The organism is Paraburkholderia fungorum (assembly GCF_902833645.1).
In the GTDB taxonomy this organism is placed as follows: Bacteria; Pseudomonadota; Gammaproteobacteria; order Burkholderiales; family Burkholderiaceae; genus Paraburkholderia; species Paraburkholderia fungorum.
This window is the reverse complement of the sequence record NZ_CADFGE010000019.1, coordinates 138,083-157,064: the sequence shown is the minus strand read 5'-3', so window position 1 is coordinate 157,064 and position 18,982 is coordinate 138,083. Positions and strand designations below refer to the sequence as shown.

Here is an 18,982-nt window from a genome sequence, read left to right as displayed (position 1 = left end):
GATTCCCGTGTGAAAGTAGGTAATCGTCAGGCTCCCCTGCAGCATCAGAAACCCCACCCCACAAAGGTGGGGTTTCTGCGTTTACGGCGGCGCTGAACTCACTATATAAGTGAGAGCTATGAGTTTGGAACGGTCAAGCAAGCCTTGACAGCAAGCGGTTGTTCCCTCATAATCATCAGTTCTCTGCGGAGGGGTGCCCGAGTGGCTAAAGGGGGCAGACTGTAAATCTGTTGGCTTACGCCTACGTTGGTTCGAATCCAACCTCCTCCACCAGAATGCAAGCTGTAGCAGTAGTTGGGAATCCATGAATCCTTGCGGGTGTAGCTCAATGGTAGAGCAGAAGCCTTCCAAGCTTACGACGAGGGTTCGATTCCCTTCACCCGCTCCAGTAACAAAGAAGTAGCGCCCATGTGGCTCAGTGGTAGAGCACTCCCTTGGTAAGGGAGAGGTCGGCAGTTCGATCCTGCCCATGGGCACCAGAAGTACTCGGTGATTGTTTGCGCGCGGCGCAACGTACGGATAAATCCTCTTAGGAGTCGAAAATGGCCAAGGGTAAGTTTGAGCGGACCAAGCCGCACGTGAACGTCGGCACGATCGGTCACGTTGACCACGGCAAGACCACGCTGACGGCAGCGATCACGACGGTGCTGACCAAGAAGTTTGGCGGCGAAGCGAAGGCATACGACCAGATCGATGCGGCGCCGGAAGAAAAGGCGCGTGGTATCACGATCAACACGGCGCACGTCGAGTACGAAACGGCTAACCGCCACTACGCACACGTCGACTGCCCGGGCCACGCTGACTATGTGAAGAACATGATCACGGGCGCAGCGCAGATGGACGGCGCGATCCTGGTGTGTTCGGCTGCAGACGGCCCGATGCCGCAAACGCGTGAGCACATCCTGCTGGCGCGTCAGGTTGGCGTGCCGTACATCATCGTGTTCCTGAACAAGTGCGACATGGTGGACGACGCTGAGCTGCTGGAACTCGTCGAGATGGAAGTTCGCGAACTTCTGTCGAAGTACGACTTCCCGGGCGACGACACGCCGATCATCAAGGGTTCGGCCAAGCTGGCGCTGGAAGGCGACACGGGCGAGCTGGGCGAAGTGGCGATCATGAATCTGGCCGATGCGCTGGATACGTACATCCCGACGCCGGAGCGCGCAGTGGACGGCTCGTTCCTGATGCCGGTGGAAGACGTGTTCTCGATCTCGGGTCGCGGCACGGTAGTGACGGGTCGCGTTGAGCGCGGCGTGGTGAAGGTCGGCGAAGAAATCGAAATCGTCGGTATCAAGCCGACGGTGAAGACGACGTGCACGGGCGTGGAAATGTTCCGCAAGCTGCTCGACCAGGGTCAGGCAGGCGACAACGTGGGTATCCTGCTGCGCGGCACGAAGCGTGAAGACGTGGAGCGTGGCCAGGTTCTGGCGAAGCCGGGTTCGATCAATCCGCACACGCACTTCACGGCTGAAGTGTACGTGCTGAGCAAGGACGAAGGCGGTCGTCACACGCCGTTCTTCAACAACTATCGTCCGCAGTTCTACTTCCGTACGACGGACGTGACGGGCTCGATCGAGTTGCCGAAGGACAAGGAAATGGTCATGCCGGGCGACAACGTGTCGATCACGGTGAAGCTGATCAACCCGATCGCGATGGAAGAAGGTCTGCGCTTCGCAATCCGCGAGGGCGGCCGTACGGTCGGCGCTGGTGTGGTTGCCAAGATCCTCGAGTAAAATCGCGGGTTGAGGTTGCAGTAAGTGGTGCCCGGAGCCGGGCGCCAGCACCTTAGCAGGTGCCCGGCTCTACGTTCTTTTACTATCTGGCGGCGCAATACCGCCTCGCTCTTTCCAAGGAATTGTCATGCAGAACCAGAAAATCCGCATTCGCCTGAAGGCTTTCGACTATCGCCTGATCGATCAATCGGCAGCTGAAATCGTCGACACGGCAAAGCGGACTGGCGCTATCGTTCGTGGTCCGGTGCCCCTGCCGACCCGCATTCAACGTTTCGACATCCTGCGTTCGCCGCACGTCAACAAGACGTCGCGCGATCAGCTCGAAATCCGTACGCACCAGCGTCTGATGGACATCGTCGATCCGACGGACAAGACCGTTGACGCACTGATGAAGCTGGACCTTCCGGCTGGCGTGGACGTGGAAATCAAGCTGCAATAAGGCTTCTAACGCTTGCCTGGCATGCCGGGCAACGCTAAGTCATTGATTGCTTGCGGAAAACGAAGAGCCTTGCTATAATAGTGGGCTTTTCGCGCATTTGCGCAAAAAAGTCGGTGTGCTGCAGCATGGATTCATGCCCGAAACGGCACCGGCATTTTGTAAATTAGCCCCGACCAATCGCAGTCGGGAATGGAGAAAACGATGAGCCTTGGACTCGTAGGTCGCAAGGTTGGCATGACCCGTATCTTCACGGCAGAAGGGGATTCGATTCCCGTTACCGTGCTGGACGTGTCCGACAACCGCGTGACGCAGATCAAGACTGTTGAAACCGACGGCTATACCGCCGTGCAGGTTGCATTCGGTACGCGCCGTGCATCGCGTGTGACGAAGCCGTTGGCCGGTCATCTCGCCAAAGCCGGTGTTCAAGCCGGTGAAATCCTCAAAGAATTCCAGATCGATGCTGCCAAGGCTGCCGAGTTGTCGAACGGCACCGTGGTCGGTCCCGACCTGTTCGAAGTAGGCCAGAAGGTCGACGTGCAAGGCGTGTCGATCGGTAAGGGCTACGCCGGTACCATCAAGCGTTACAACTTCGCATCCGGCCGTGCTTCGCACGGTAACTCGCGCTCGCACAACGTGCCGGGTTCGATCGGTATGGCGCAGGATCCGGGTCGTGTTTTCCCGGGTAAGCGCATGACCGGTCACATGGGTGACGATACGGTAACCGTGCAAAACCTCGAAATCGCTCGTATTGACGCTGACCGCAAGCTGTTGCTGGTCAAGGGCGCCGTTCCGGGTGCGAAGGGTGGCAAGGTATTCGTTACGCCGGCCGTGAAGACGCGTGCCGTGAAAGGAGCGAAATAATGGAACTTAAGCTCCTGAATGCCAATGGTCAGGAAGGTGCAGGCGTTAGCGCGTCGGACGTAGTGTTCGGTCGCGATTACAACGAAGCCCTGATTCACCAGGTCGTGGTGGCGTATCAAGCGAATGCCCGTAGCGGTAACCGCGCGCAGAAGGACCGTGAGCAAGTCAAGCACACGACCAAGAAGCCGTGGCGCCAGAAGGGTACGGGCCGTGCCCGTGCCGGTATGTCGTCGAGCCCGTTGTGGCGCGGCGGTGGCCGGATCTTCCCGAATTCGCCGGAAGAAAACTTTTCGCACAAGGTCAACAAGAAGATGCATCGCGCAGGTCTCTGCTCGATCTTCTCGCAGCTGGCCCGCGAAGGCCGCATCTCGGTGGTCGACGAGCTGACGCTCGAAGCGCCGAAGACGAAGCTGCTGGCCGAAAAATTCAAGGCGATGGGTCTCGACTCCGTGCTGGTGATTACCGACACGGTTGACGAAAACCTGTACCTCGCGTCGCGCAACCTTGCCCATGTGGCGGTTGTCGAGCCGCGTTACGCCGACCCGCTGTCGCTGATCTACTTCAAGAAGATCCTGATCACGAAGGCTGCGGTCGCCCAGATCGAGGAGTTGCTGTCATGAGCGAGATTCGCAAGAACGATCATCGTTTGATGCAGGTCCTGCTCGCGCCGGTGATCTCCGAAAAGGCGACGCTGGTGGCCGACAAGAACGAGCAAGTTGTGTTCGAAGTCGCGCCCGATGCCACGAAGCAGGAAGTGAAAGCTGCAGTCGAGCTGCTGTTCAAGGTGGAAGTCAATTCCGTCAACGTGCTGGTCCAGAAGGGTAAAGCAAAGCGCTTTGGCCGTTTCATGGGCAAGCGTAAAGACGTGAAGAAGGCGTACGTCTGCCTGAAGCCCGGCCAGGAAATCAACTTTGAAGCGGAGGCCAAGTAATCATGGCAATCGTTAAAGTTAAGCCGACTTCGCCGGGTCGCCGTGCGATGGTCAAGGTGGTCAACAAGGATCTGCATAAGGGCAAGCCGTACGCACCGCTGCTCGACTCGCAATCCTCGACCGCCGGCCGTAACAACAACGGCCACATCACTACGCGTCATAAGGGTGGTGGTCACAAGCATCATTACCGCGTCGTCGATTTCCGTCGTAACAAGGACGGCATTCCGGCGAAGGTCGAACGTCTTGAGTACGATCCGAACCGTAGCGCGAACATCGCGCTGGTTCTGTACGCAGACGGCGAGCGCAAGTACATCATCGCTCCGAAGGGTGTGACGGTTGGTCAGCAACTGATGTCGGGTTCGGAAGCTCCGATCCGCGCAGGCAACACGCTGCCGATCCGCAACATTCCGGTCGGTACGACGATTCACTGCATCGAAATGCTGCCGGGCAAGGGCGCGCAAATGGCGCGTTCGGCTGGTACGTCGGCGATGCTGCTGGCTCGTGAAGGCATCTACGCACAGGTCCGCCTGCGCTCGGGTGAAATCCGCCGCGTTCACGTTGAATGCCGCGCGACGATTGGTGAAGTTGGCAACGAAGAGCACAGCCTCCGTCAAATCGGTAAGGCTGGCGCGAACCGCTGGCGCGGTATCCGCCCGACGGTACGTGGCGTTGCAATGAACCCGGTCGATCACCCGCACGGTGGTGGTGAAGGCAAGACGGCTGCAGGTCGCGATCCGGTGAGCCCGTGGGGCACGCCTGCTAAGGGTTATCGCACCCGCAGCAACAAGCGCACGACGAGCATGATCGTCCAGCGCCGTCACAAGCGTTAAGGAGTAGGCAATGGCACGTTCTGTAAAAAAAGGTCCGTTCTGCGACGCCCATTTGCTGAAGAAAGTTGAGGCGGCTGCAGCTTCGCGGGATAAGAAGCCGATCAAAACCTGGTCGCGCCGTTCGACGATTCTGCCGGATTTCATCGGTCTGACGATTGCTGTGCATAACGGCCGTCAACACGTCCCGGTGTATATCTCGGAAAACATGGTCGGCCACAAGCTTGGCGAGTTTGCATTGACCCGGACGTTCAAGGGTCACGCAGCCGACAAGAAGGCTAAGAAATAAGGGGCTCATGATGGAAGTGAAAGCAATTCATCGCGGTGCCCGCATCTCGGCGCAGAAAACGCGCCTTGTGGCTGACCAGATCCGCGGTTTGCCGGTCGACAAGGCGCTGAACGTTCTGACGTTCTCGCCGAAGAAGGCTGCGGGAATCGTGAAAAAGGTCGTGCTGTCGGCGATCGCGAATGCGGAGCATAACGAAGGCGCCGATATCGATGAGCTCAAGATCACGAGCATCTACATCGACAAGGCTGCGTCGCTCAAGCGTTTCACCGCGCGCGCTAAAGGCCGCGGTAACCGCATCGAGAAGCAATCCTGTCACATCACTGTGACGGTCGGGAATTAAGGGGTCATACGATGGGACAGAAAATTCATCCGACTGGCTTCCGTTTGGCCGTCAGCCGCAATTGGGCGTCGCGTTGGTACGCGAACAACAACAATTTCGCGGCGATGTTGCAGGAAGACATCGGTGTTCGTGAATACCTGAAGAAGAAGCTGAAAAACGCTTCGGTTGGTCGCGTCGTTATCGAGCGTCCGGCGAAAAACGCGCGCATCACGATTTATAGCTCGCGTCCGGGTGTGGTCATCGGTAAGAAGGGCGAGGATATCGAGCTGCTGAAGTCGGAACTGCAACGCCGCATGGGCGTTCCGGTTCACGTCAACATCGAAGAAATCCGCAAGCCGGAAACCGATGCGCAACTGATCGCGGATTCGATCACGCAACAGCTCGAGCGCCGGATTATGTTCCGCCGCGCGATGAAGCGTGCGATGCAAAACGCAATGCGTCTGGGTGCTCAAGGCATCAAGATCATGAGCGCTGGCCGCCTGAACGGTATCGAAATCGCTCGTACGGAATGGTATCGCGAAGGTCGCGTGCCGCTTCATACGCTGCGTGCTGATATCGACTACGCAACTTCGGAAGCGAAGACGACGTACGGCATCATCGGCGTGAAGGTGTGGGTCTACAAGGGCGACACGCTTGGCCGCAATGACGCACCGGTGGTTGAAGAAGTCGCCGAAGAAAAGCGTCCGCGCCGCAACGCACGTCCGGGTGGCGATCGCCGTCCGCGTCGTGATGGTGAAGGTGGTGGCCCGGCAGGTGCACGCCGTGGCGCTCCTCGTCGTGCTGGCGGTGCCGGCGGCGACGGGAAGACTGGAGAATAACGATGCTGCAACCGAAACGCAGAAAGTATCGCAAAGAGCAGAAGGGTCGTAACACCGGTATCGCTACCCGCGGCAACGCGGTGTCGTTCGGTGAGTTCGGCCTGAAGGCTATCGGTCGTGGTCGTTTGACCGCGCGCCAGATTGAAGCGGCACGTCGTGCAATGACGCGTCACATCAAGCGTGGTGGCCGCATCTGGATCCGCATTTTCCCGGACAAGCCGATCTCGCATAAGCCGGCTGAAGTACGGATGGGTAACGGTAAGGGTAACCCTGAGTACTACGTCGCAGAGATTCAACCGGGCAAGATGCTGTACGAAATGGACGGCGTAACCGAAGAGCTGGCACGCGAAGCGTTCCGTCTGGCTGCAGCTAAGCTGCCGCTCAAGACGACGTTTATCGTGCGTCAGCTCGGCGCCTAAGGAGCAAATGATGAAGGCTTCCGAACTTCACCAGAAAGATCAGGCCGCGCTCAACAAGGAGCTGTCGGACCTGTTGAAGGCGCAATTCGGCCTGCGCATGCAACTCGCGACCCAGCAGCTCACGAACACGAGCCAGCTGAAGAAGGTCCGTCGCGACATCGCACGTGTGCGGACCGTCCTGACTGAGAAGGCGAACCAGAAATGAACGATAGCGTAAAAACCTCGCTCAAGCGGACGCTGGTCGGCAAGGTCGTCAGCAACAAGATGGACAAGACCGTTACCGTGCTGGTTGAGCACCGCGTGAAGCACCCGATCTACGGCAAGTACGTTGTGCGTTCGAAGAAGTACCACGCGCACGACGATGCGAACACGTACAACGAGGGTGACCTCGTTGAAATCCAGGAAACGCGTCCGATTTCGAAGACGAAAGCTTGGGTTGTGGCTCGCCTGGTCGAGGCTGCTCGCGTCATCTGACGCCGCGAAGTTGTAGAAGTAATTGAAATCGCAGTAAGTTTCGCTTGCAAGACCGAGATTATTTGTTATAATCTCGGTCTTCCCTCTTTTATGGGAGCCCCGTCGCGGGCGAAGTTGGTGGGGGAAGCGGTTCAGGCGCCAGTCTGTTCCGAAGGATTCACCGGATTGCGATGGCGGGTTTCGTTTGCCGTCGCTGCTGTTCATACCCAAGCAGCCGATTGGCTGACGGGACCAAGACTGACCGGGTACGCCATGGTGGTGTGACCGGATTAAGTTGGGAAAGATAAACCATGATCCAGACCGAAACTCGGCTTGAAGTGGCCGACAACACCGGTGCGCGTGAAGTCATGTGCATCAAGGTTCTCGGCGGCTCGAAGCGTCGTTATGCCAGCATTGGCGACATCATCAAGGTGACCGTCAAAGAAGCAACGCCGCGCGGGCGCGTGAAGAAAGGCGAAATTTACAACGCCGTGGTGGTTCGCACCGCCAAGGGCGTACGTCGTCAAGACGGCTCGCTGATCAAGTTCGACGGCAATGCAGCAGTGCTGTTGAATGCCAAGCTCGAACCTATTGGCACCCGTATTTTCGGGCCTGTTACGCGCGAGTTGCGCAGCGAGCGATTCATGAAGATCGTTTCGCTGGCACCTGAAGTGCTGTAAGGAGTCGCGATGAACAAGATTCGCAAAGGTGACGAAGTTATCGTCATCACCGGCAAAGATAAAGGCAAGCGCGGCGTCGTGCTGTCCGTTGGCGAAGACAAAGTAATTGTCGAGGGTATCAACCTCGTCAAGAAGCACGTCAAGCCGAACCCGATGAAGGGTACGACGGGTGGCGTGGAAGCCAAGACGATGCCGCTGCAAATTTCGAACGTCGCATTGGTCGACGCGAATGGCAAGGCGTCGCGTGTAGGCATCAAGGTCGAGGGAGACAAGAAAGTCCGTTTCCTTAAGACGACCGGTGCCGTGCTGAGCGCCTGACGCTGCGGAGTAAAAAAATGGCTCGTTTGCAAGAGTTTTACAAAGAGAAGGTTGTACCCGGCCTCATCGAGAAGTTCGGTTACAAGTCCGTGATGGAAGTGCCGCGTATCACCAAGATCACCCTGAACATGGGTCTTGGCGAAGCGGTTGCTGACAAGAAGATCATCGAAAACGCCGTTGGCGACCTGACGAAGATCGCAGGCCAGAAGCCGGTGATCACGAAGGCACGCAAGGCAATCGCTGGCTTCAAGATCCGTCAGGGCTATCCGATCGGTGCAATGGTCACGTTGCGTGGTCAGGCAATGTACGAATTTCTTGACCGTTTCGTGACGGTTGCGCTCCCCCGTGTGCGCGACTTCCGTGGCGTGTCGGGTCGTGCGTTCGATGGTCGCGGCAACTACAACATCGGTGTGAAAGAGCAGATCATTTTCCCCGAAATCGACTACGACAAGATCGACGCACTGCGTGGGCTGAACATCAGCATCACGACGACTGCGAAGACCGACGACGAAGCAAAGGCTCTGCTCGCCAGCTTCAAGTTCCCGTTCAGAAACTGAGGTTACCGTGGCTAAACTGGCACTGATCGAACGTGAAAAGAAGCGTGCTCGCCTGGCCGCTAAGTACGCTCCCAAGCGTGCTGAGCTGAAAGCGATCATCGGCGATATGAGCAAGTCGGACGAAGAGCATTACGCAGCACGTCTGGAACTGCAACAACTGCCGCGCAACTCTAACCCGACCCGTAAGCGCAATCGTTGCGCAATTACCGGTCGCCCGCGTGGCACGTTCCGTAAATTCGGGCTGGCGCGTAACAAGATTCGCGAAATCGCGTTCCGCGGCGAGATCCCTGGCCTGACCAAGGCGAGCTGGTAATAGGAGAAACGTAAATGAGCATGAGTGATCCTATCGCCGATATGCTGACTCGCATCCGCAATGCGCAGATGGTTGAGAAAGTTTCGGTGACAATGCCCTCGTCGAAAGTCAAGGTTGCGATTGCGCAGGTCCTGAAGGACGAAGGCTATATCGATGATTTCGCAGTGAAGTCCGAAGGTGCGAAGTCTGAATTGAACATCGTGTTGAAGTACTACGCTGGCCGTCCGGTGATCGAGCGCATTGAACGCGTTTCGAAGCCTGGTCTGCGTGTGTACCGCGGCCGTAACGACATCCCCGTGGTCATGAATGGCCTCGGCGTGGCAATCGTGTCGACGCCGAAGGGCGTGATGACGGACCGCAAGGCGCGTGCAACGGGCGTTGGCGGCGAAGTCATCTGCTACGTCGCTTAAGGCCGAAAGGAGAGAAACATGTCTCGAGTAGGTAAAAGCCCGATCGCGCTGCAAGGCGCAGAAGTGGCCCTGAGCGACGAACGCATTACCGTCAAGGGCCCGCTGGGTACGATTTCGCAGGCTGCAAACAGCCTCGTGAAGGTGGTGAACGACAACGGCACGCTGAAGTTCGAGCCGGTGGACGAAAGCCGCGAAGCGAATGCGATGTCGGGCACGATGCGCGCACTGGTTGCGAACATGGTGAACGGCGTGACGAAGGGTTTCGAGCGCAAGCTGACGCTGGTTGGCGTTGGTTATCGCGCACAGGCGCAAGGCGACAAGCTGAACCTGTCGCTGGGTTTCTCGCACCCCGTGGTGCACCAGATGCCGGAAGGCGTCAAGGCTGAAACCCCGACGCAAACCGAAATCGTGATCAAGGGGATCAATAAACAACAAGTTGGCCAGGTCGCTGCAGAAGTGCGCGGCTATCGCCCGCCGGAGCCCTACAAGGGCAAGGGTGTGCGTTACGCCAATGAGGTTGTGATCCTCAAAGAAACGAAGAAGAAGTAAGGGTGCGCAATCATGGATAAGACTCAATCTCGCCTGCGCCGCGCTCGTCAGACGCGTATCAAGATCGCTGAGCTGCAGGTCGCGCGTCTCGCCGTGCATCGCACGAACACGCACATCTATGCGCAAGTGTTCTCGCCGTGCGGCACCAAGGTGCTCGCCAGCGCGTCGACGCTCGAAGCCGAAGTGCGTGCGCAACTGGCTGATCAGACGGGCAAGGGCGGCAACGTCGCTGCTGCGACCCTGATCGGTAAGCGCATTGCAGAAAAGGCTAAGGCTGCCGGCATCGAATCCGTCGCCTTCGACCGTTCGGGTTTCCGTTACCACGGCCGCGTGAAAGCGCTGGCTGATGCGGCGCGCGAAGCCGGACTCAAGTTCTAAGGGAAGAATTCGTCATGGCAAAGATGCAAGCGAAAGTTCAGGCTGACGAACGCGACGACGGCCTGCGCGAAAAGATGATTTCGGTCAACCGCGTGACCAAGGTTGTGAAGGGCGGCCGGATTCTCGGTTTTGCCGCACTGACCGTGGTTGGCGACGGTGATGGCCGCGTCGGTATGGGCAAGGGCAAGGCGAAGGAAGTGCCGGTCGCTGTTCAGAAGGCGATGGAACAGGCTCGCCGCAACATGTTCAAGGTGCCGCTTAAGAACGGTACCCTGCAACACGAAGTGCACGGTAAGCACGGCGCATCGATGGTCCTCCTGGCTCCGGCCAAGGACGGTACCGGTGTGATCGCTGGCGGCCCGATGCGCGCAGTGTTCGACGTGATGGGCGTGCAGAACGTTGTGGCCAAGAGCCACGGTTCGACGAACCCGTACAACCTCGTTCGTGCAACGCTCGACGGTCTGCGCAAGCAGTCGACGCCGGGTGATATCGCGGCGAAGCGCGGCAAGTCCGTCGAAGATATTCTGGGCTAAGGTGGACACCATGTCTGATAAAACTGTCAAGGTCCAGCTCGTCAAGAGCCTGATCGGCACCCGTGAAACGCACCGTGCAACGGTGCGTGGCCTGGGTCTGCGCCGACTCAATTCGGTTAGCGAGTTGCAGGACACGCCGGCTGTGCGCGGCATGATCAACAAGGTTTCGTACCTCGTTAAGGTCATCGGCTAAGCGGCTGACCAGGACTCAAGGAGTTGATAATGGAATTGAATAACCTGAAGCCGGCTGAAGGCTCGAAGCACGCTAAGCGTCGCGTCGGCCGCGGTATTGGCTCCGGTCTGGGCAAGACTGCTGGCCGTGGTCACAAGGGTCAGAAGTCGCGTTCGGGCGGCTTTCACAAGGTTGGCTTCGAAGGCGGTCAAATGCCGCTGCAACGTCGCCTGCCGAAGCGTGGCTTCACCTCGCTGACGAAGGAATTCGTCGGTGAAGTGCGTCTCTCTGATCTGGAAAAGCTGCCGGTCGATGAAATCGATCTGTTGGCTTTGAAGCAGGCCGGCCTGGTTGGTGACCTGATCAAGAGCGCCAAGATCATCGCGACGGGCGAGCTGAAGCGCAAGATCGTTGTGAAGGGTCTGGGTGCGACGAAGGGTGCGCGCGCTGCTATTGAAGCAGCAGGCGGCTCTTTTGCCGAGTAACGCGCAAGTTATTTGCCGTCACTAGCATTTGCATCGGAGAAGGTACTTGGCTAACAGTCCGAGTCTCGCAAAACCCGGTCGCAGCGCGGCGAAGTTTGGCGATCTGCGTCGGCGTGCAGTGTTCCTGCTGCTGGCGTTGATCGTCTACCGTATCGGCGCGCACATTCCGGTGCCGGGTATTGACCCGGACCAACTGGCAAAGCTGTTCCAAAGCCAGTCGGGCGGCATCCTTGGCATGTTCAACATGTTCTCGGGTGGTGCACTTTCGCGGTTCACGATTTTTGCGCTGGGGATCATGCCGTACATTTCGGCGTCGATCATCATGCAGTTGCTGGCGATTGTCTCGCCCCAGCTGGAAGCGCTGAAAAAGGAAGGGCAGGCTGGACAACGGAAGATTACGCAGTACACGCGTGTCTTTACGGTTCTGCTGGCGACGTTCCAGGCGTTCGGCATTGCCGTCGCACTGGAAAATCAGCCGGGCCTGGTGATTGATCCGGGGATGGTGTTTCGGTTGACGACGGTCGTGACGCTGGTAACCGGCACGATGTTCCTGATGTGGCTGGGTGAGCAGATCACGGAACGCGGGCTTGGTAACGGTATTTCGATCATCATTTTCGGCGGTATTGCGGCCGGCTTCCCGAACGCAATCGGTGGTCTTTTCGAATTGGTGCGAACCGGCTCGATGAGCATCATCTCGGCGATTATCGTGGTCGCGCTGATTGCTGCAGTGACGTATCTGGTTGTGTTCATCGAACGTGGCCAGCGCAAGATTCTTGTGAACTACGCCAAGCGGCAAGTCGGTAACAAGATTTACGGCGGACAGTCTTCGCATCTGCCGCTGAAGTTGAATATGTCGGGCGTGATTCCGCCGATCTTTGCATCGTCGATCATTCTCTTCCCGGCAACTATCCTGAACTGGTTTAGTTCGGGGTCGCGTACCAGCTGGTTCGCAGACACGTTGCACAACGTGGCCGAAGCCCTTAAGCCCGGTCAACCCGTGTACGTGTTGCTGTACGCGTTGGCGATCGTCTTCTTCTGCTTCTTCTACACCGCACTGGTGTTCAACAGCAGGGAAACGGCCGACAACCTGAAAAAGAGTGGCGCTTTCGTCCCAGGCATCCGCCCGGGCGATCAAACAGCGCGATATATCGACCGTATCCTGACGCGTCTTACGCTGGCTGGTGCGATCTACATCGTGTTTGTTTGTCTGCTGCCTGAATTTTTGGTACTGCGCTGGAACGTGCCGTTTTATTTTGGTGGAACGTCGCTGCTGATCATTGTCGTCGTCACAATGGATTTCATGGCGCAGGTGCAGTCGTACGTTATGTCGCAACAGTATGAATCGCTGCTGAAGAAAGCTAACTTCAAAGGCGGCGGCGTCCCGATGCGTTGAAAGGACTTATGGCCAAAGACGATGTTATCCAGATGCAGGGTGAAGTCATCGAAAACCTGCCTAACGCTACCTTTAGGGTGAAGCTGGAAAACGGCCATGTCGTATTGGGACACATATCCGGCAAGATGCGGATGCACTACATCCGAATCCTGCCGGGCGACAAGGTGACGGTTGAATTGACGCCTTACGATCTGTCGCGTGCGCGGATCGTGTTCCGGGCGAAGTGATTTGAAAAAAGGGTAATATCATGAAAGTGATGGCATCGGTTAAGCGCATTTGCCGCAATTGCAAGATCATTAAGCGCAAAGGCGTTGTGCGCGTGATTTGCAGCTCTGATCCGCGCCACAAACAGCGTCAAGGCTGAACGCCGCGCTTTTTGCTGCGCTTTTTGTTTGAGGAAAAACAATGGCTCGTATCGCAGGGGTTAACATCCCGAATCACCAGCATACCGAAATCGGCCTGACGGCAATTTACGGTATCGGCCGCACGCGCTCGCGCGACATTTGCGTCGCTGCTGGTGTGGCATTTTCGAAGAAGGTCAAGGACCTGAACGACGCAGACCTCGAAAAGCTGCGTGAAGAAGTCGGCAAGTTCATCGTTGAAGGCGATCTTCGCCGTGAAACGACGATGAACATCAAGCGCCTGATGGATCTCGGCTGCTACCGTGGCGTGCGTCATCGTAAGGGCTTGCCCCTGCGTGGCCAACGCACGCGTACGAATGCCCGTACGCGCAAGGGTCCGCGTCGTGCAGCGCAATCGCTGAAGAAGTAAGCGGAACTGACAGTTACAGGAAAACGTAATGGCTAAGGCTTCGAACAACTCCGCGGCGCAACGCGTTCGCAAGAAGGTCAAGAAGAACGTCGCCGAGGGCGTGGTTCACGTTCACGCGTCGTTCAACAACACCATCATCACGATCACCGATCGTCAAGGCAATGCACTTGCTTGGGCAACGTCGGGCGGTCAGGGCTTCAAGGGTTCGCGTAAATCGACCCCGTTTGCAGCCCAGGTGGCAGCCGAATCGGCTGGCCGCGTGGCGATGGAATACGGCGTGAAGAACCTCGAAGTGCGGATCAAGGGCCCAGGCCCTGGCCGTGAGTCCGCGGTGCGCGCGTTGCATGGTCTTGGCATCAAGATCACCGCGATCTCCGACGTGACGCCGGTACCGCACAACGGCTGCCGTCCGCCGAAGCGTCGTCGTATCTAAGACGCTTGTTTCGCTAGCGCCTGTTGCCGCCGGGTTATGTGCCGGCGACGACGGGCTGCTTGCGTTATTGAATTGACTAAGCCCACCGTTCGGCCCAAAGGGTTCGGACTAGCGCGAGCGCAAGTTTGCGTGATTAATCACAGAAGGAATCAACGTGGCACGTTATATCGGCCCTAAGGCCAAGCTGTCCCGCCGTGAAGGCACTGACCTCTTCCTGAAGAGCGCCCGTCGTTCGCTCGCTGACAAGTGCAAGCTTGACAGCAAGCCTGGCCAACATGGCCGCACGTCGGGTGCACGTACGTCCGACTACGGTACGCAGCTGCGCGAAAAGCAAAAAGTGAAGCGCATCTATGGTGTTCTCGAACGCCAGTTCCGCCGTTACTTCGCTGAAGCCGACCGCCTGAAGGGCAACACGGGTGAAAACCTGTTGCAATTGCTCGAATCGCGTCTCGACAACGTGGTGTATCGCATGGGCTTCGGTTCGACGCGCGCTGAAGCACGTCAACTCGTGAGCCACAAGGCGATCACGGTGAATGGCGTTGTGTCGAACATCCCGTCGATGCAAGTTAAGGCAGGCGACGTGGTCGCAGTGCGCGAACAAAAGAAGAAGCAGGCGCGTATTGTCGAAGCGCTGTCGTTGGCTGAGCAAGGCGGTCTGCCGAGCTGGGTCGCTGTCGATTCGAAGAAATTTGAAGGCACGTTCAAGTCGAAGCCGGAACGCAGCGACATCGCTGGCGATATCAACGAAAGCCTGATCGTCGAATTGTATTCGCGGTAATCGGATTAACGGCCGGGGCACCCCGATTGCGTTGCGCAAGGGGGCGTCTCGGCTGTTTATTTTCAGGTTGTTACCGGTCAGCCTTATCGGTGTAACGAGCCGAGGGTATTGAAAAGGAAAACCTATGCAAACCAGTTTGTTGAAGCCCAAGATCATCGCAGTTGAATCGCTTGGTGAGAGCCACGCGAAAGTGGTCATGGAACCGTTTGAACGCGGTTATGGCCACACCTTGGGTAACGCGCTTCGGCGCGTGCTGTTGTCGTCGATGGTGGGTTACGCGCCTACCGAAGTGACGATCGCAGGCGTCGTACATGAGTATTCGACGCTCGACGGTGTGCAAGAGGATGTGGTCAACCTGTTGTTGAACCTGAAGGGCGTAGTGTTCAAGCTGCATAACCGTGACGAAGTGACGGTTACGCTGCGCAAGGAAGGCGAAGGCGTTGTCACCGCTGGGGACATCGAACTCGCGCACGATTGCGAAGTGATTAACCCGGATCACGTGATTGCGCACCTGTCGAAGGGCGGCAAGCTCGACGTGCAGATCAAGGTCGAAAAAGGCCGTGGTTATGTGCCGGGCAATGTGCGTCGTTACGGCGAAGAATCGGCCAAGATCATCGGCCGTATCGTGCTGGACGCGTCGTTCTCGCCGGTTCGCCGCGTGAGCTACGCCGTTGAAAGCGCTCGCGTCGAACAGCGTACCGACCTCGACAAGCTCGTGATGAACATCGAGACCAACGGCGTGATCTCGCCGGAAGAAGCGATCCGTCAATCGGCGCGTATTCTGGTTGATCAACTGTCGGTGTTCGCTGCACTGGAAGGTACCGAAGCAACGGCTGAAGCGCCGTCGCGTGCGCCGCAGATCGATCCGATCCTGCTGCGTCCGGTTGATGATCTCGAACTGACGGTTCGTTCCGCGAACTGCCTGAAGGCCGAGAACATTTACTACATCGGCGACCTGATCCAGCGCACGGAAAACGAGTTGCTCAAGACCCCGAATCTGGGTCGCAAGTCGTTGAACGAAATCAAGGAAGTACTGGCGTCGCGTGGTTTGACGCTGGGCATGAAACTCGAAAACTGGCCGCCGGCAGGTTTGGACAAGTAAGTCGAGAAGTCATCCCGGGATAGAACCCGTCGCTGCACTGGCAAAGACGCGGATTTTCCTTTAAAATCCGCGTCTTGTCTTTTTTCACTACCGGCCCGTGCACTCGCAAACCTCCCGGTTCGCCGAGCGCGATAGAAGAGCTGGACCAAAACTTTGAATCAAAGGAATTAACATGCGTCACCGTCATGGTCTGCGGAAACTGAACCGCACGAGCAGCCACCGTCTGGCAATGCTCCGTAATATGTCCAACTCGTTGATCGAGCACGAAGTCATCAAGACGACGCTGCCGAAGGCGAAAGAACTCCGTAAAGTCGTCGAGCCGCTGATCACGCTCGGCAAGAAGCCGTCGCTGGCAAATCGTCGTCTGGCGTTCAACCGCCTGCGCGATCGTGACTCGGTCACGAAGCTGTTCGAAGTCCTCGGCCCGCGTTACGCTACCCGTCCGGGCGGCTACCTGCGCGTCCTGAAGTTTGGCTTCCGCGTCGGCGACAACGCACCGATGGCACTGGTCGAATTGCTGGACCGTCCGGAAGTCGAAGAAGTTGAAGTGCAAGAAGCTGAGTAAGCTTTCTTGGCATCGAAAAAAAGCCAGGCGCCAAGCCTGGCTTTTTTGTTTGTGGCGACGAATTTCATCGCAAGCCGTCGATTGCGGCGGCCAAATGCCGCACGCCTGCGGCGGGAGCGTCTGCGGCATCGCAAGGCTAGGTGATACGATATCGGCACTTGAATCGTGCCTGTCCGGAGCCTTTGTGAGCGTGAATGTAACCTTGATTCTGACGACGGTACCCGATGCCACCGTTGCTCAGAAGCTCGCCGCGGATGTGCTGGCCGCACGCTTGTGCGCGTGCGTCACCCAGTTGGGGACGGTTCAGTCCAGTTACCACTGGCAGGGCTCGATCGAAGCGGCGCAGGAGATTCAGTTATTGTTCAAGACGAGCAACGCACGCGCGCTGGAACTTGAGCAGTACATTCAGGCGCACCATCCGTACGACACGCCGGAAATCCTGTCGTGGCAAGCTACGGCATCGGCCGCTTACGGCCAGTGGCTCACCGCCGAAACTCAACGTCCTCTCCATGTTTAACGGTTCCGCCCGAGTTGCGCGCAATGCGCTGCGCACGTTCCTTGTTCTGCTCGGCTGTCTGATATTCACGCAGTTCGGCACGCTTGCCCACGCCGCAGACGATTTCCTCGATCCCGCCGTCGCCTTCAAGTTCAGCGCGACCGAAAAACCCGGTGAAGTCGACGTCACCTACAAGATTGCGGACGGTTACTACATGTACCGCGAGCGCTTCGCCTTCGCGACGCGGAATGGCGCGGCGACGATCGGCGAACCGCAATTGCCGGCTGGCCACGTCAAGTTCGATGAGACTTTCAACAAGAACGTTGAAACGTATCGAAATGAACTGACGATCCGTATCCCGGTGAAACAGGCAGCGGGGCCGTTCGACCTTGCTGTCACGTCGCAAGGCTGCGCCGATGCCGGTATCTGCTATCCGCCGATGGAGCGTGTGTATCACGTGAGCGGCGAGGCGTTGCAGCCGGCCGGGAGCGCCGCCGCGGCAGCCTCCACGCAGCAATCCGTAGCAGCCGGCGCGCCATGGTATGAGCGCGCCACCAGCGCTGACTATGCACAATCGCTACTGCAAGGCGGCGGTTTTTTCGCAATCATCGGGCTCTATTTCGTGGCCGGCGTCGTGCTTAGTTTGCTGCCGTGCTCGTATCCGATGATTCCAATCCTGTCCGCGATCATCATCGGCGAAGGTGCAAGAGTGACGCGGGCTCGCGGTTTTGCTTTGTCGCTGGCATATGTGATCGGCATGGCGCTCGTGTACACAGCGCTCGGCATTGCCGCCGCGCTGGTTGGGCAGAGCCTCGGTGCCTGGCTGCAGAACCCCTGGGTACTCGGTACGTTCGGCGTATTGCTGACAGTCTTCGCGCTGACCCTGATCGCGGGCTTCGACATCGCCTTGCCGCAGCGCTGGCAGGACGGCGTCTCGCGCGCATCGAGCGGACGTTCTGGCGGCAAGTTTGCCGCGGTGGCCGTAATGGGCGCGCTGTCCGCGCTAGTGGTTGGCGCCTGCATGACCGCGCCGCTATTCGCGGTACTGGCCTTCATCGCGCATACGGGCGACGCTTTGCTCGGCGGTGCGGCGTTGTTCTCGATGGGACTTGGGCTCGGCGTGCCCCTGCTGATCATTGGTCTCGGCGCCGGCACGTTGCTGCCGCGCGCAGGCGCGTGGATGAACGGGGTCAAAGTGTTTTTCGGCGTGGTCCTGCTTGCCGCGGCTTTGTGGATCGTCTGGCCGGTACTCGGCGCGACTGCGACGATGCTGTTGAGCGCGCTGTGGCTGCTGATCGCCGCAGCCGGACTTGGTCTTTTCTCGGCACCCGTAGCGGGGGCTTCCGTCTGGCGCCGGCTCGGCCGGGGTGTCGGCGCGGCGCTGGCAATCTGGGCGGCGGTGTTGCTGGTTGGCCTCGCGGCAGGTTCGTCGGATCCATTGCGTCCGCTCGCCGTTCTTGCCGCACGCGGCGGTGGGCAAGGCAACACCGCAGGCGCGTCCGGTGCCCCGAATGCGGGCTCACAGAGCGATCTGACGTTCGCTCCGGTTCGTTCCTCGGCCGAACTCGACGAGGCCGTCAAAACGGCTGCGCAGCCCGCCATGCTCGATTTTTACGCAGACTGGTGCGTGAGCTGCAAGGAGATGGAGAAGTTCACGTTTAGCGATTCGCGTGTCCAGGCGAAGTTGAAGCAGATGAATCTGCTGCGCGCCGACGTCACCGCGAATAACGCCGACGATCAAACGCTGCTCAAGCGTTTCAGCCTTTTCGGGCCGCCGGGCATCATCTTCTTCGATCAGGGCGGCAAGGAAGTGCTGCGCGTCGTCGGATACGAGTCTGCGGACAAGTTCTTGCGCAGTCTCGATCGCGTGAGTGCGTCCGGCGCCTAGCCGCCGCGGCGCGGTTCAACCGCGCGGGTCTGCATAAGGAAACGGAGGCTG

General features: G+C 58.3%; 32 protein-coding genes and 3 tRNA genes. All 35 read left to right on the top strand.

Features of this window, described 5'->3' with window-relative positions; translation table 11 throughout:
• Window positions 1–187 precede the first annotated feature (187 nt).
• Window positions 188–273: transfer RNA gene (locus tag HWX91_RS38820), tRNA-Tyr, on the top strand.
• Window positions 274–314: 41 nt separating this feature from the next.
• Window positions 315–388 (top strand) — tRNA-Gly (locus HWX91_RS38815).
• Window positions 389–404: 16 nt separating this feature from the next.
• Window positions 405–479 (top strand) — tRNA-Thr (locus HWX91_RS38810).
• Between the two features lie 63 nt (window positions 480–542).
• Entirely contained in the window at window positions 543–1,733 is a 1,191-nt protein-coding gene (gene tuf, locus HWX91_RS38805; RefSeq protein WP_025496714.1) for an elongation factor Tu, read from the top strand.
• A 127-nt stretch (window positions 1,734–1,860) separates the two neighbouring features.
• Window positions 1,861–2,172 (top strand): 30S ribosomal protein S10, encoded by a 312-nt coding sequence (rpsJ, locus tag HWX91_RS38800; protein WP_006998489.1) that lies wholly within the window; start codon window positions 1,861–1,863, stop codon window positions 2,170–2,172.
• 201 nt (window positions 2,173–2,373) lie between these two features.
• Window positions 2,374–3,033, top strand: a complete 660-nt coding sequence (rplC, locus tag HWX91_RS38795; protein ID WP_007180137.1) for a 50S ribosomal protein L3 — start codon at window positions 2,374–2,376, stop codon at window positions 3,031–3,033.
• A complete protein-coding gene (gene rplD / locus HWX91_RS38790) occupies window positions 3,033–3,653 on the top strand; it encodes a 50S ribosomal protein L4 (RefSeq protein WP_007180136.1) in 621 nt (206 codons plus the stop codon). Before rplC ends, rplD begins: the two co-directional genes overlap by 1 nt.
• Entirely contained in the window at window positions 3,650–3,964 is a 315-nt protein-coding gene (gene rplW / locus HWX91_RS38785) for a 50S ribosomal protein L23 (RefSeq protein ID WP_028199567.1), read from the top strand. Before rplD ends, rplW begins: the two co-directional genes overlap by 4 nt.
• 2 nt (window positions 3,965–3,966) lie before the next feature.
• Window positions 3,967–4,794: a 50S ribosomal protein L2 gene (gene rplB / locus HWX91_RS38780; protein WP_028199568.1), complete on the top strand. Its 828-nt coding sequence runs from the start codon at window positions 3,967–3,969 to the stop codon at window positions 4,792–4,794.
• 10 nt (window positions 4,795–4,804) lie between these two features.
• Window positions 4,805–5,080, top strand: coding sequence for a 30S ribosomal protein S19 (gene rpsS, locus HWX91_RS38775; RefSeq protein ID WP_004199273.1), 276 nt, complete (start codon window positions 4,805–4,807; stop codon window positions 5,078–5,080).
• A 7-nt stretch (window positions 5,081–5,087) separates the two neighbouring features.
• Window positions 5,088–5,420 (top strand): 50S ribosomal protein L22, encoded by a 333-nt coding sequence (gene rplV / locus HWX91_RS38770; protein WP_007180133.1) that lies wholly within the window; start codon window positions 5,088–5,090, stop codon window positions 5,418–5,420.
• 11 nt (window positions 5,421–5,431) lie between these two features.
• On the top strand, window positions 5,432–6,238 hold the full coding sequence (gene rpsC, locus HWX91_RS38765; protein ID WP_020070582.1) for a 30S ribosomal protein S3: 807 nt from the start codon (window positions 5,432–5,434) through the stop codon (window positions 6,236–6,238).
• A 2-nt stretch (window positions 6,239–6,240) separates the two neighbouring features.
• Entirely contained in the window at window positions 6,241–6,657 is a 417-nt protein-coding gene (gene rplP / locus HWX91_RS38760) for a 50S ribosomal protein L16 (protein WP_007180131.1), read from the top strand.
• A gap of 10 nt (window positions 6,658–6,667) precedes the next feature.
• Window positions 6,668–6,862, top strand: a complete 195-nt coding sequence (rpmC, locus tag HWX91_RS38755) for a 50S ribosomal protein L29 (protein ID WP_007180130.1) — start codon at window positions 6,668–6,670, stop codon at window positions 6,860–6,862.
• On the top strand, window positions 6,859–7,131 hold the full coding sequence (gene rpsQ / locus HWX91_RS38750) for a 30S ribosomal protein S17 (RefSeq protein ID WP_007180129.1): 273 nt from the start codon (window positions 6,859–6,861) through the stop codon (window positions 7,129–7,131). Before rpmC ends, rpsQ begins: the two co-directional genes overlap by 4 nt.
• Before the next feature lie 290 nt (window positions 7,132–7,421).
• Window positions 7,422–7,790: a 50S ribosomal protein L14 gene (rplN, locus tag HWX91_RS38745; protein ID WP_006052212.1), complete on the top strand. Its 369-nt coding sequence runs from the start codon at window positions 7,422–7,424 to the stop codon at window positions 7,788–7,790.
• 9 nt (window positions 7,791–7,799) lie between these two features.
• Window positions 7,800–8,108: a 50S ribosomal protein L24 gene (rplX, locus tag HWX91_RS38740; protein WP_028199569.1), complete on the top strand. Its 309-nt coding sequence runs from the start codon at window positions 7,800–7,802 to the stop codon at window positions 8,106–8,108.
• Between the two features lie 17 nt (window positions 8,109–8,125).
• The gene (rplE, locus tag HWX91_RS38735) at window positions 8,126–8,665 is read left to right on the top strand and encodes a 50S ribosomal protein L5 (RefSeq protein ID WP_006052214.1); all 540 of its coding nucleotides are present in this window, start codon (window positions 8,126–8,128) and stop codon (window positions 8,663–8,665) included.
• Between the two features lie 7 nt (window positions 8,666–8,672).
• The gene (rpsN, locus tag HWX91_RS38730; RefSeq protein ID WP_006052215.1) at window positions 8,673–8,978 is read left to right on the top strand and encodes a 30S ribosomal protein S14; all 306 of its coding nucleotides are present in this window, start codon (window positions 8,673–8,675) and stop codon (window positions 8,976–8,978) included.
• Between the two features lie 14 nt (window positions 8,979–8,992).
• The gene (rpsH, locus tag HWX91_RS38725) at window positions 8,993–9,388 is read left to right on the top strand and encodes a 30S ribosomal protein S8 (protein WP_006052216.1); all 396 of its coding nucleotides are present in this window, start codon (window positions 8,993–8,995) and stop codon (window positions 9,386–9,388) included.
• Window positions 9,389–9,406: 18 nt separating this feature from the next.
• Window positions 9,407–9,937, top strand: coding sequence for a 50S ribosomal protein L6 (rplF, locus tag HWX91_RS38720; RefSeq protein WP_028199570.1), 531 nt, complete (start codon window positions 9,407–9,409; stop codon window positions 9,935–9,937).
• Between the two features lie 12 nt (window positions 9,938–9,949).
• Window positions 9,950–10,315: a 50S ribosomal protein L18 gene (rplR, locus tag HWX91_RS38715; RefSeq protein ID WP_006052218.1), complete on the top strand. Its 366-nt coding sequence runs from the start codon at window positions 9,950–9,952 to the stop codon at window positions 10,313–10,315.
• Window positions 10,316–10,329: 14 nt separating this feature from the next.
• On the top strand, window positions 10,330–10,848 hold the full coding sequence (rpsE, locus tag HWX91_RS38710; protein WP_006052219.1) for a 30S ribosomal protein S5: 519 nt from the start codon (window positions 10,330–10,332) through the stop codon (window positions 10,846–10,848).
• Window positions 10,849–10,858: 10 nt separating this feature from the next.
• On the top strand, window positions 10,859–11,041 hold the full coding sequence (rpmD, locus tag HWX91_RS38705) for a 50S ribosomal protein L30 (protein ID WP_028199571.1): 183 nt from the start codon (window positions 10,859–10,861) through the stop codon (window positions 11,039–11,041).
• 29 nt (window positions 11,042–11,070) lie between these two features.
• The gene (rplO, locus tag HWX91_RS38700) at window positions 11,071–11,505 is read left to right on the top strand and encodes a 50S ribosomal protein L15 (RefSeq protein ID WP_028199572.1); all 435 of its coding nucleotides are present in this window, start codon (window positions 11,071–11,073) and stop codon (window positions 11,503–11,505) included.
• Window positions 11,506–11,551: 46 nt separating this feature from the next.
• Window positions 11,552–12,898: a preprotein translocase subunit SecY gene (gene secY, locus HWX91_RS38695; RefSeq protein ID WP_028199573.1), complete on the top strand. Its 1,347-nt coding sequence runs from the start codon at window positions 11,552–11,554 to the stop codon at window positions 12,896–12,898.
• 8 nt (window positions 12,899–12,906) lie between these two features.
• Window positions 12,907–13,125, top strand: coding sequence for a translation initiation factor IF-1 (infA, locus tag HWX91_RS38690; protein ID WP_004521905.1), 219 nt, complete (start codon window positions 12,907–12,909; stop codon window positions 13,123–13,125).
• Window positions 13,126–13,145: 20 nt separating this feature from the next.
• Window positions 13,146–13,262 (top strand): 50S ribosomal protein L36, encoded by a 117-nt coding sequence (rpmJ, locus tag HWX91_RS38685; RefSeq protein WP_004199844.1) that lies wholly within the window; start codon window positions 13,146–13,148, stop codon window positions 13,260–13,262.
• Between the two features lie 41 nt (window positions 13,263–13,303).
• Window positions 13,304–13,669 (top strand): 30S ribosomal protein S13, encoded by a 366-nt coding sequence (gene rpsM, locus HWX91_RS38680; RefSeq protein ID WP_006052223.1) that lies wholly within the window; start codon window positions 13,304–13,306, stop codon window positions 13,667–13,669.
• 28 nt (window positions 13,670–13,697) lie between these two features.
• Window positions 13,698–14,102, top strand: coding sequence for a 30S ribosomal protein S11 (gene rpsK / locus HWX91_RS38675; RefSeq protein WP_006052224.1), 405 nt, complete (start codon window positions 13,698–13,700; stop codon window positions 14,100–14,102).
• Window positions 14,103–14,256: 154 nt separating this feature from the next.
• Window positions 14,257–14,880, top strand: a complete 624-nt coding sequence (gene rpsD, locus HWX91_RS38670) for a 30S ribosomal protein S4 (RefSeq protein WP_028199574.1) — start codon at window positions 14,257–14,259, stop codon at window positions 14,878–14,880.
• 124 nt (window positions 14,881–15,004) lie between these two features.
• Complete coding sequence (locus HWX91_RS38665) at window positions 15,005–15,982, top strand: DNA-directed RNA polymerase subunit alpha (protein WP_028199575.1); 978 nt, start codon at window positions 15,005–15,007, stop codon at window positions 15,980–15,982.
• Window positions 15,983–16,154: 172 nt separating this feature from the next.
• Window positions 16,155–16,547 carry a 50S ribosomal protein L17 gene (rplQ, locus tag HWX91_RS38660; protein ID WP_006052227.1) on the top strand — a complete coding sequence of 131 codons (393 nt, stop codon included), beginning with the start codon at window positions 16,155–16,157 and terminating at the stop codon, window positions 16,545–16,547.
• Between the two features lie 184 nt (window positions 16,548–16,731).
• Entirely contained in the window at window positions 16,732–17,064 is a 333-nt protein-coding gene (gene cutA / locus HWX91_RS38655) for a divalent-cation tolerance protein CutA (protein ID WP_028199576.1), read from the top strand.
• Entirely contained in the window at window positions 17,057–18,931 is a 1,875-nt protein-coding gene (dsbD, locus tag HWX91_RS38650; RefSeq protein ID WP_028199577.1) for a protein-disulfide reductase DsbD, read from the top strand. Before cutA ends, dsbD begins: the two co-directional genes overlap by 8 nt.
• The last annotated feature ends 51 nt before the right edge of the window (window positions 18,932–18,982 follow it).

Bases quoted from the DNA above. Each gene is read 5' to 3' on its own strand.
- tuf (WP_025496714.1), top strand. From the start codon at position 543: ATGGCCAAGGGTAAGTTTGAGCGGACCAAGCCGCACGTGAACGTCGGC.
- rpsJ (WP_006998489.1), top strand. From the start codon at position 1,861: ATGCAGAACCAGAAAATCCGCATTCGCCTGAAGGCTTTCGACTATCGC.
- rplC (WP_007180137.1), top strand. From the start codon at position 2,374: ATGAGCCTTGGACTCGTAGGTCGCAAGGTTGGCATGACCCGTATCTTC.
- rplD (WP_007180136.1), top strand. From the start codon at position 3,033: ATGGAACTTAAGCTCCTGAATGCCAATGGTCAGGAAGGTGCAGGCGTT.
- rplW (WP_028199567.1), top strand. From the start codon at position 3,650: ATGAGCGAGATTCGCAAGAACGATCATCGTTTGATGCAGGTCCTGCTC.
- rplB (WP_028199568.1), top strand. From the start codon at position 3,967: ATGGCAATCGTTAAAGTTAAGCCGACTTCGCCGGGTCGCCGTGCGATG.
- rpsS (WP_004199273.1), top strand. From the start codon at position 4,805: ATGGCACGTTCTGTAAAAAAAGGTCCGTTCTGCGACGCCCATTTGCTG.
- rplV (WP_007180133.1), top strand. From the start codon at position 5,088: ATGATGGAAGTGAAAGCAATTCATCGCGGTGCCCGCATCTCGGCGCAG.
- rpsC (WP_020070582.1), top strand. From the start codon at position 5,432: ATGGGACAGAAAATTCATCCGACTGGCTTCCGTTTGGCCGTCAGCCGC.
- rplP (WP_007180131.1), top strand. From the start codon at position 6,241: ATGCTGCAACCGAAACGCAGAAAGTATCGCAAAGAGCAGAAGGGTCGT.
- rpmC (WP_007180130.1), top strand. From the start codon at position 6,668: ATGAAGGCTTCCGAACTTCACCAGAAAGATCAGGCCGCGCTCAACAAG.
- rpsQ (WP_007180129.1), top strand. From the start codon at position 6,859: ATGAACGATAGCGTAAAAACCTCGCTCAAGCGGACGCTGGTCGGCAAG.
- rplN (WP_006052212.1), top strand. From the start codon at position 7,422: ATGATCCAGACCGAAACTCGGCTTGAAGTGGCCGACAACACCGGTGCG.
- rplX (WP_028199569.1), top strand. From the start codon at position 7,800: ATGAACAAGATTCGCAAAGGTGACGAAGTTATCGTCATCACCGGCAAA.
- rplE (WP_006052214.1), top strand. From the start codon at position 8,126: ATGGCTCGTTTGCAAGAGTTTTACAAAGAGAAGGTTGTACCCGGCCTC.
- rpsH (WP_006052216.1), top strand. From the start codon at position 8,993: ATGAGCATGAGTGATCCTATCGCCGATATGCTGACTCGCATCCGCAAT.
- rplF (WP_028199570.1), top strand. From the start codon at position 9,407: ATGTCTCGAGTAGGTAAAAGCCCGATCGCGCTGCAAGGCGCAGAAGTG.
- rplR (WP_006052218.1), top strand. From the start codon at position 9,950: ATGGATAAGACTCAATCTCGCCTGCGCCGCGCTCGTCAGACGCGTATC.
- rpsE (WP_006052219.1), top strand. From the start codon at position 10,330: ATGGCAAAGATGCAAGCGAAAGTTCAGGCTGACGAACGCGACGACGGC.
- rpmD (WP_028199571.1), top strand. From the start codon at position 10,859: ATGTCTGATAAAACTGTCAAGGTCCAGCTCGTCAAGAGCCTGATCGGC.
- rplO (WP_028199572.1), top strand. From the start codon at position 11,071: ATGGAATTGAATAACCTGAAGCCGGCTGAAGGCTCGAAGCACGCTAAG.
- infA (WP_004521905.1), top strand. From the start codon at position 12,907: ATGGCCAAAGACGATGTTATCCAGATGCAGGGTGAAGTCATCGAAAAC.
- rpmJ (WP_004199844.1), top strand. From the start codon at position 13,146: ATGAAAGTGATGGCATCGGTTAAGCGCATTTGCCGCAATTGCAAGATC.
- rpsM (WP_006052223.1), top strand. From the start codon at position 13,304: ATGGCTCGTATCGCAGGGGTTAACATCCCGAATCACCAGCATACCGAA.
- rpsK (WP_006052224.1), top strand. From the start codon at position 13,698: ATGGCTAAGGCTTCGAACAACTCCGCGGCGCAACGCGTTCGCAAGAAG.
- HWX91_RS38665 (WP_028199575.1), top strand. From the start codon at position 15,005: ATGCAAACCAGTTTGTTGAAGCCCAAGATCATCGCAGTTGAATCGCTT.
- rplQ (WP_006052227.1), top strand. From the start codon at position 16,155: ATGCGTCACCGTCATGGTCTGCGGAAACTGAACCGCACGAGCAGCCAC.
- dsbD (WP_028199577.1), top strand. From the start codon at position 17,057: ATGTTTAACGGTTCCGCCCGAGTTGCGCGCAATGCGCTGCGCACGTTC.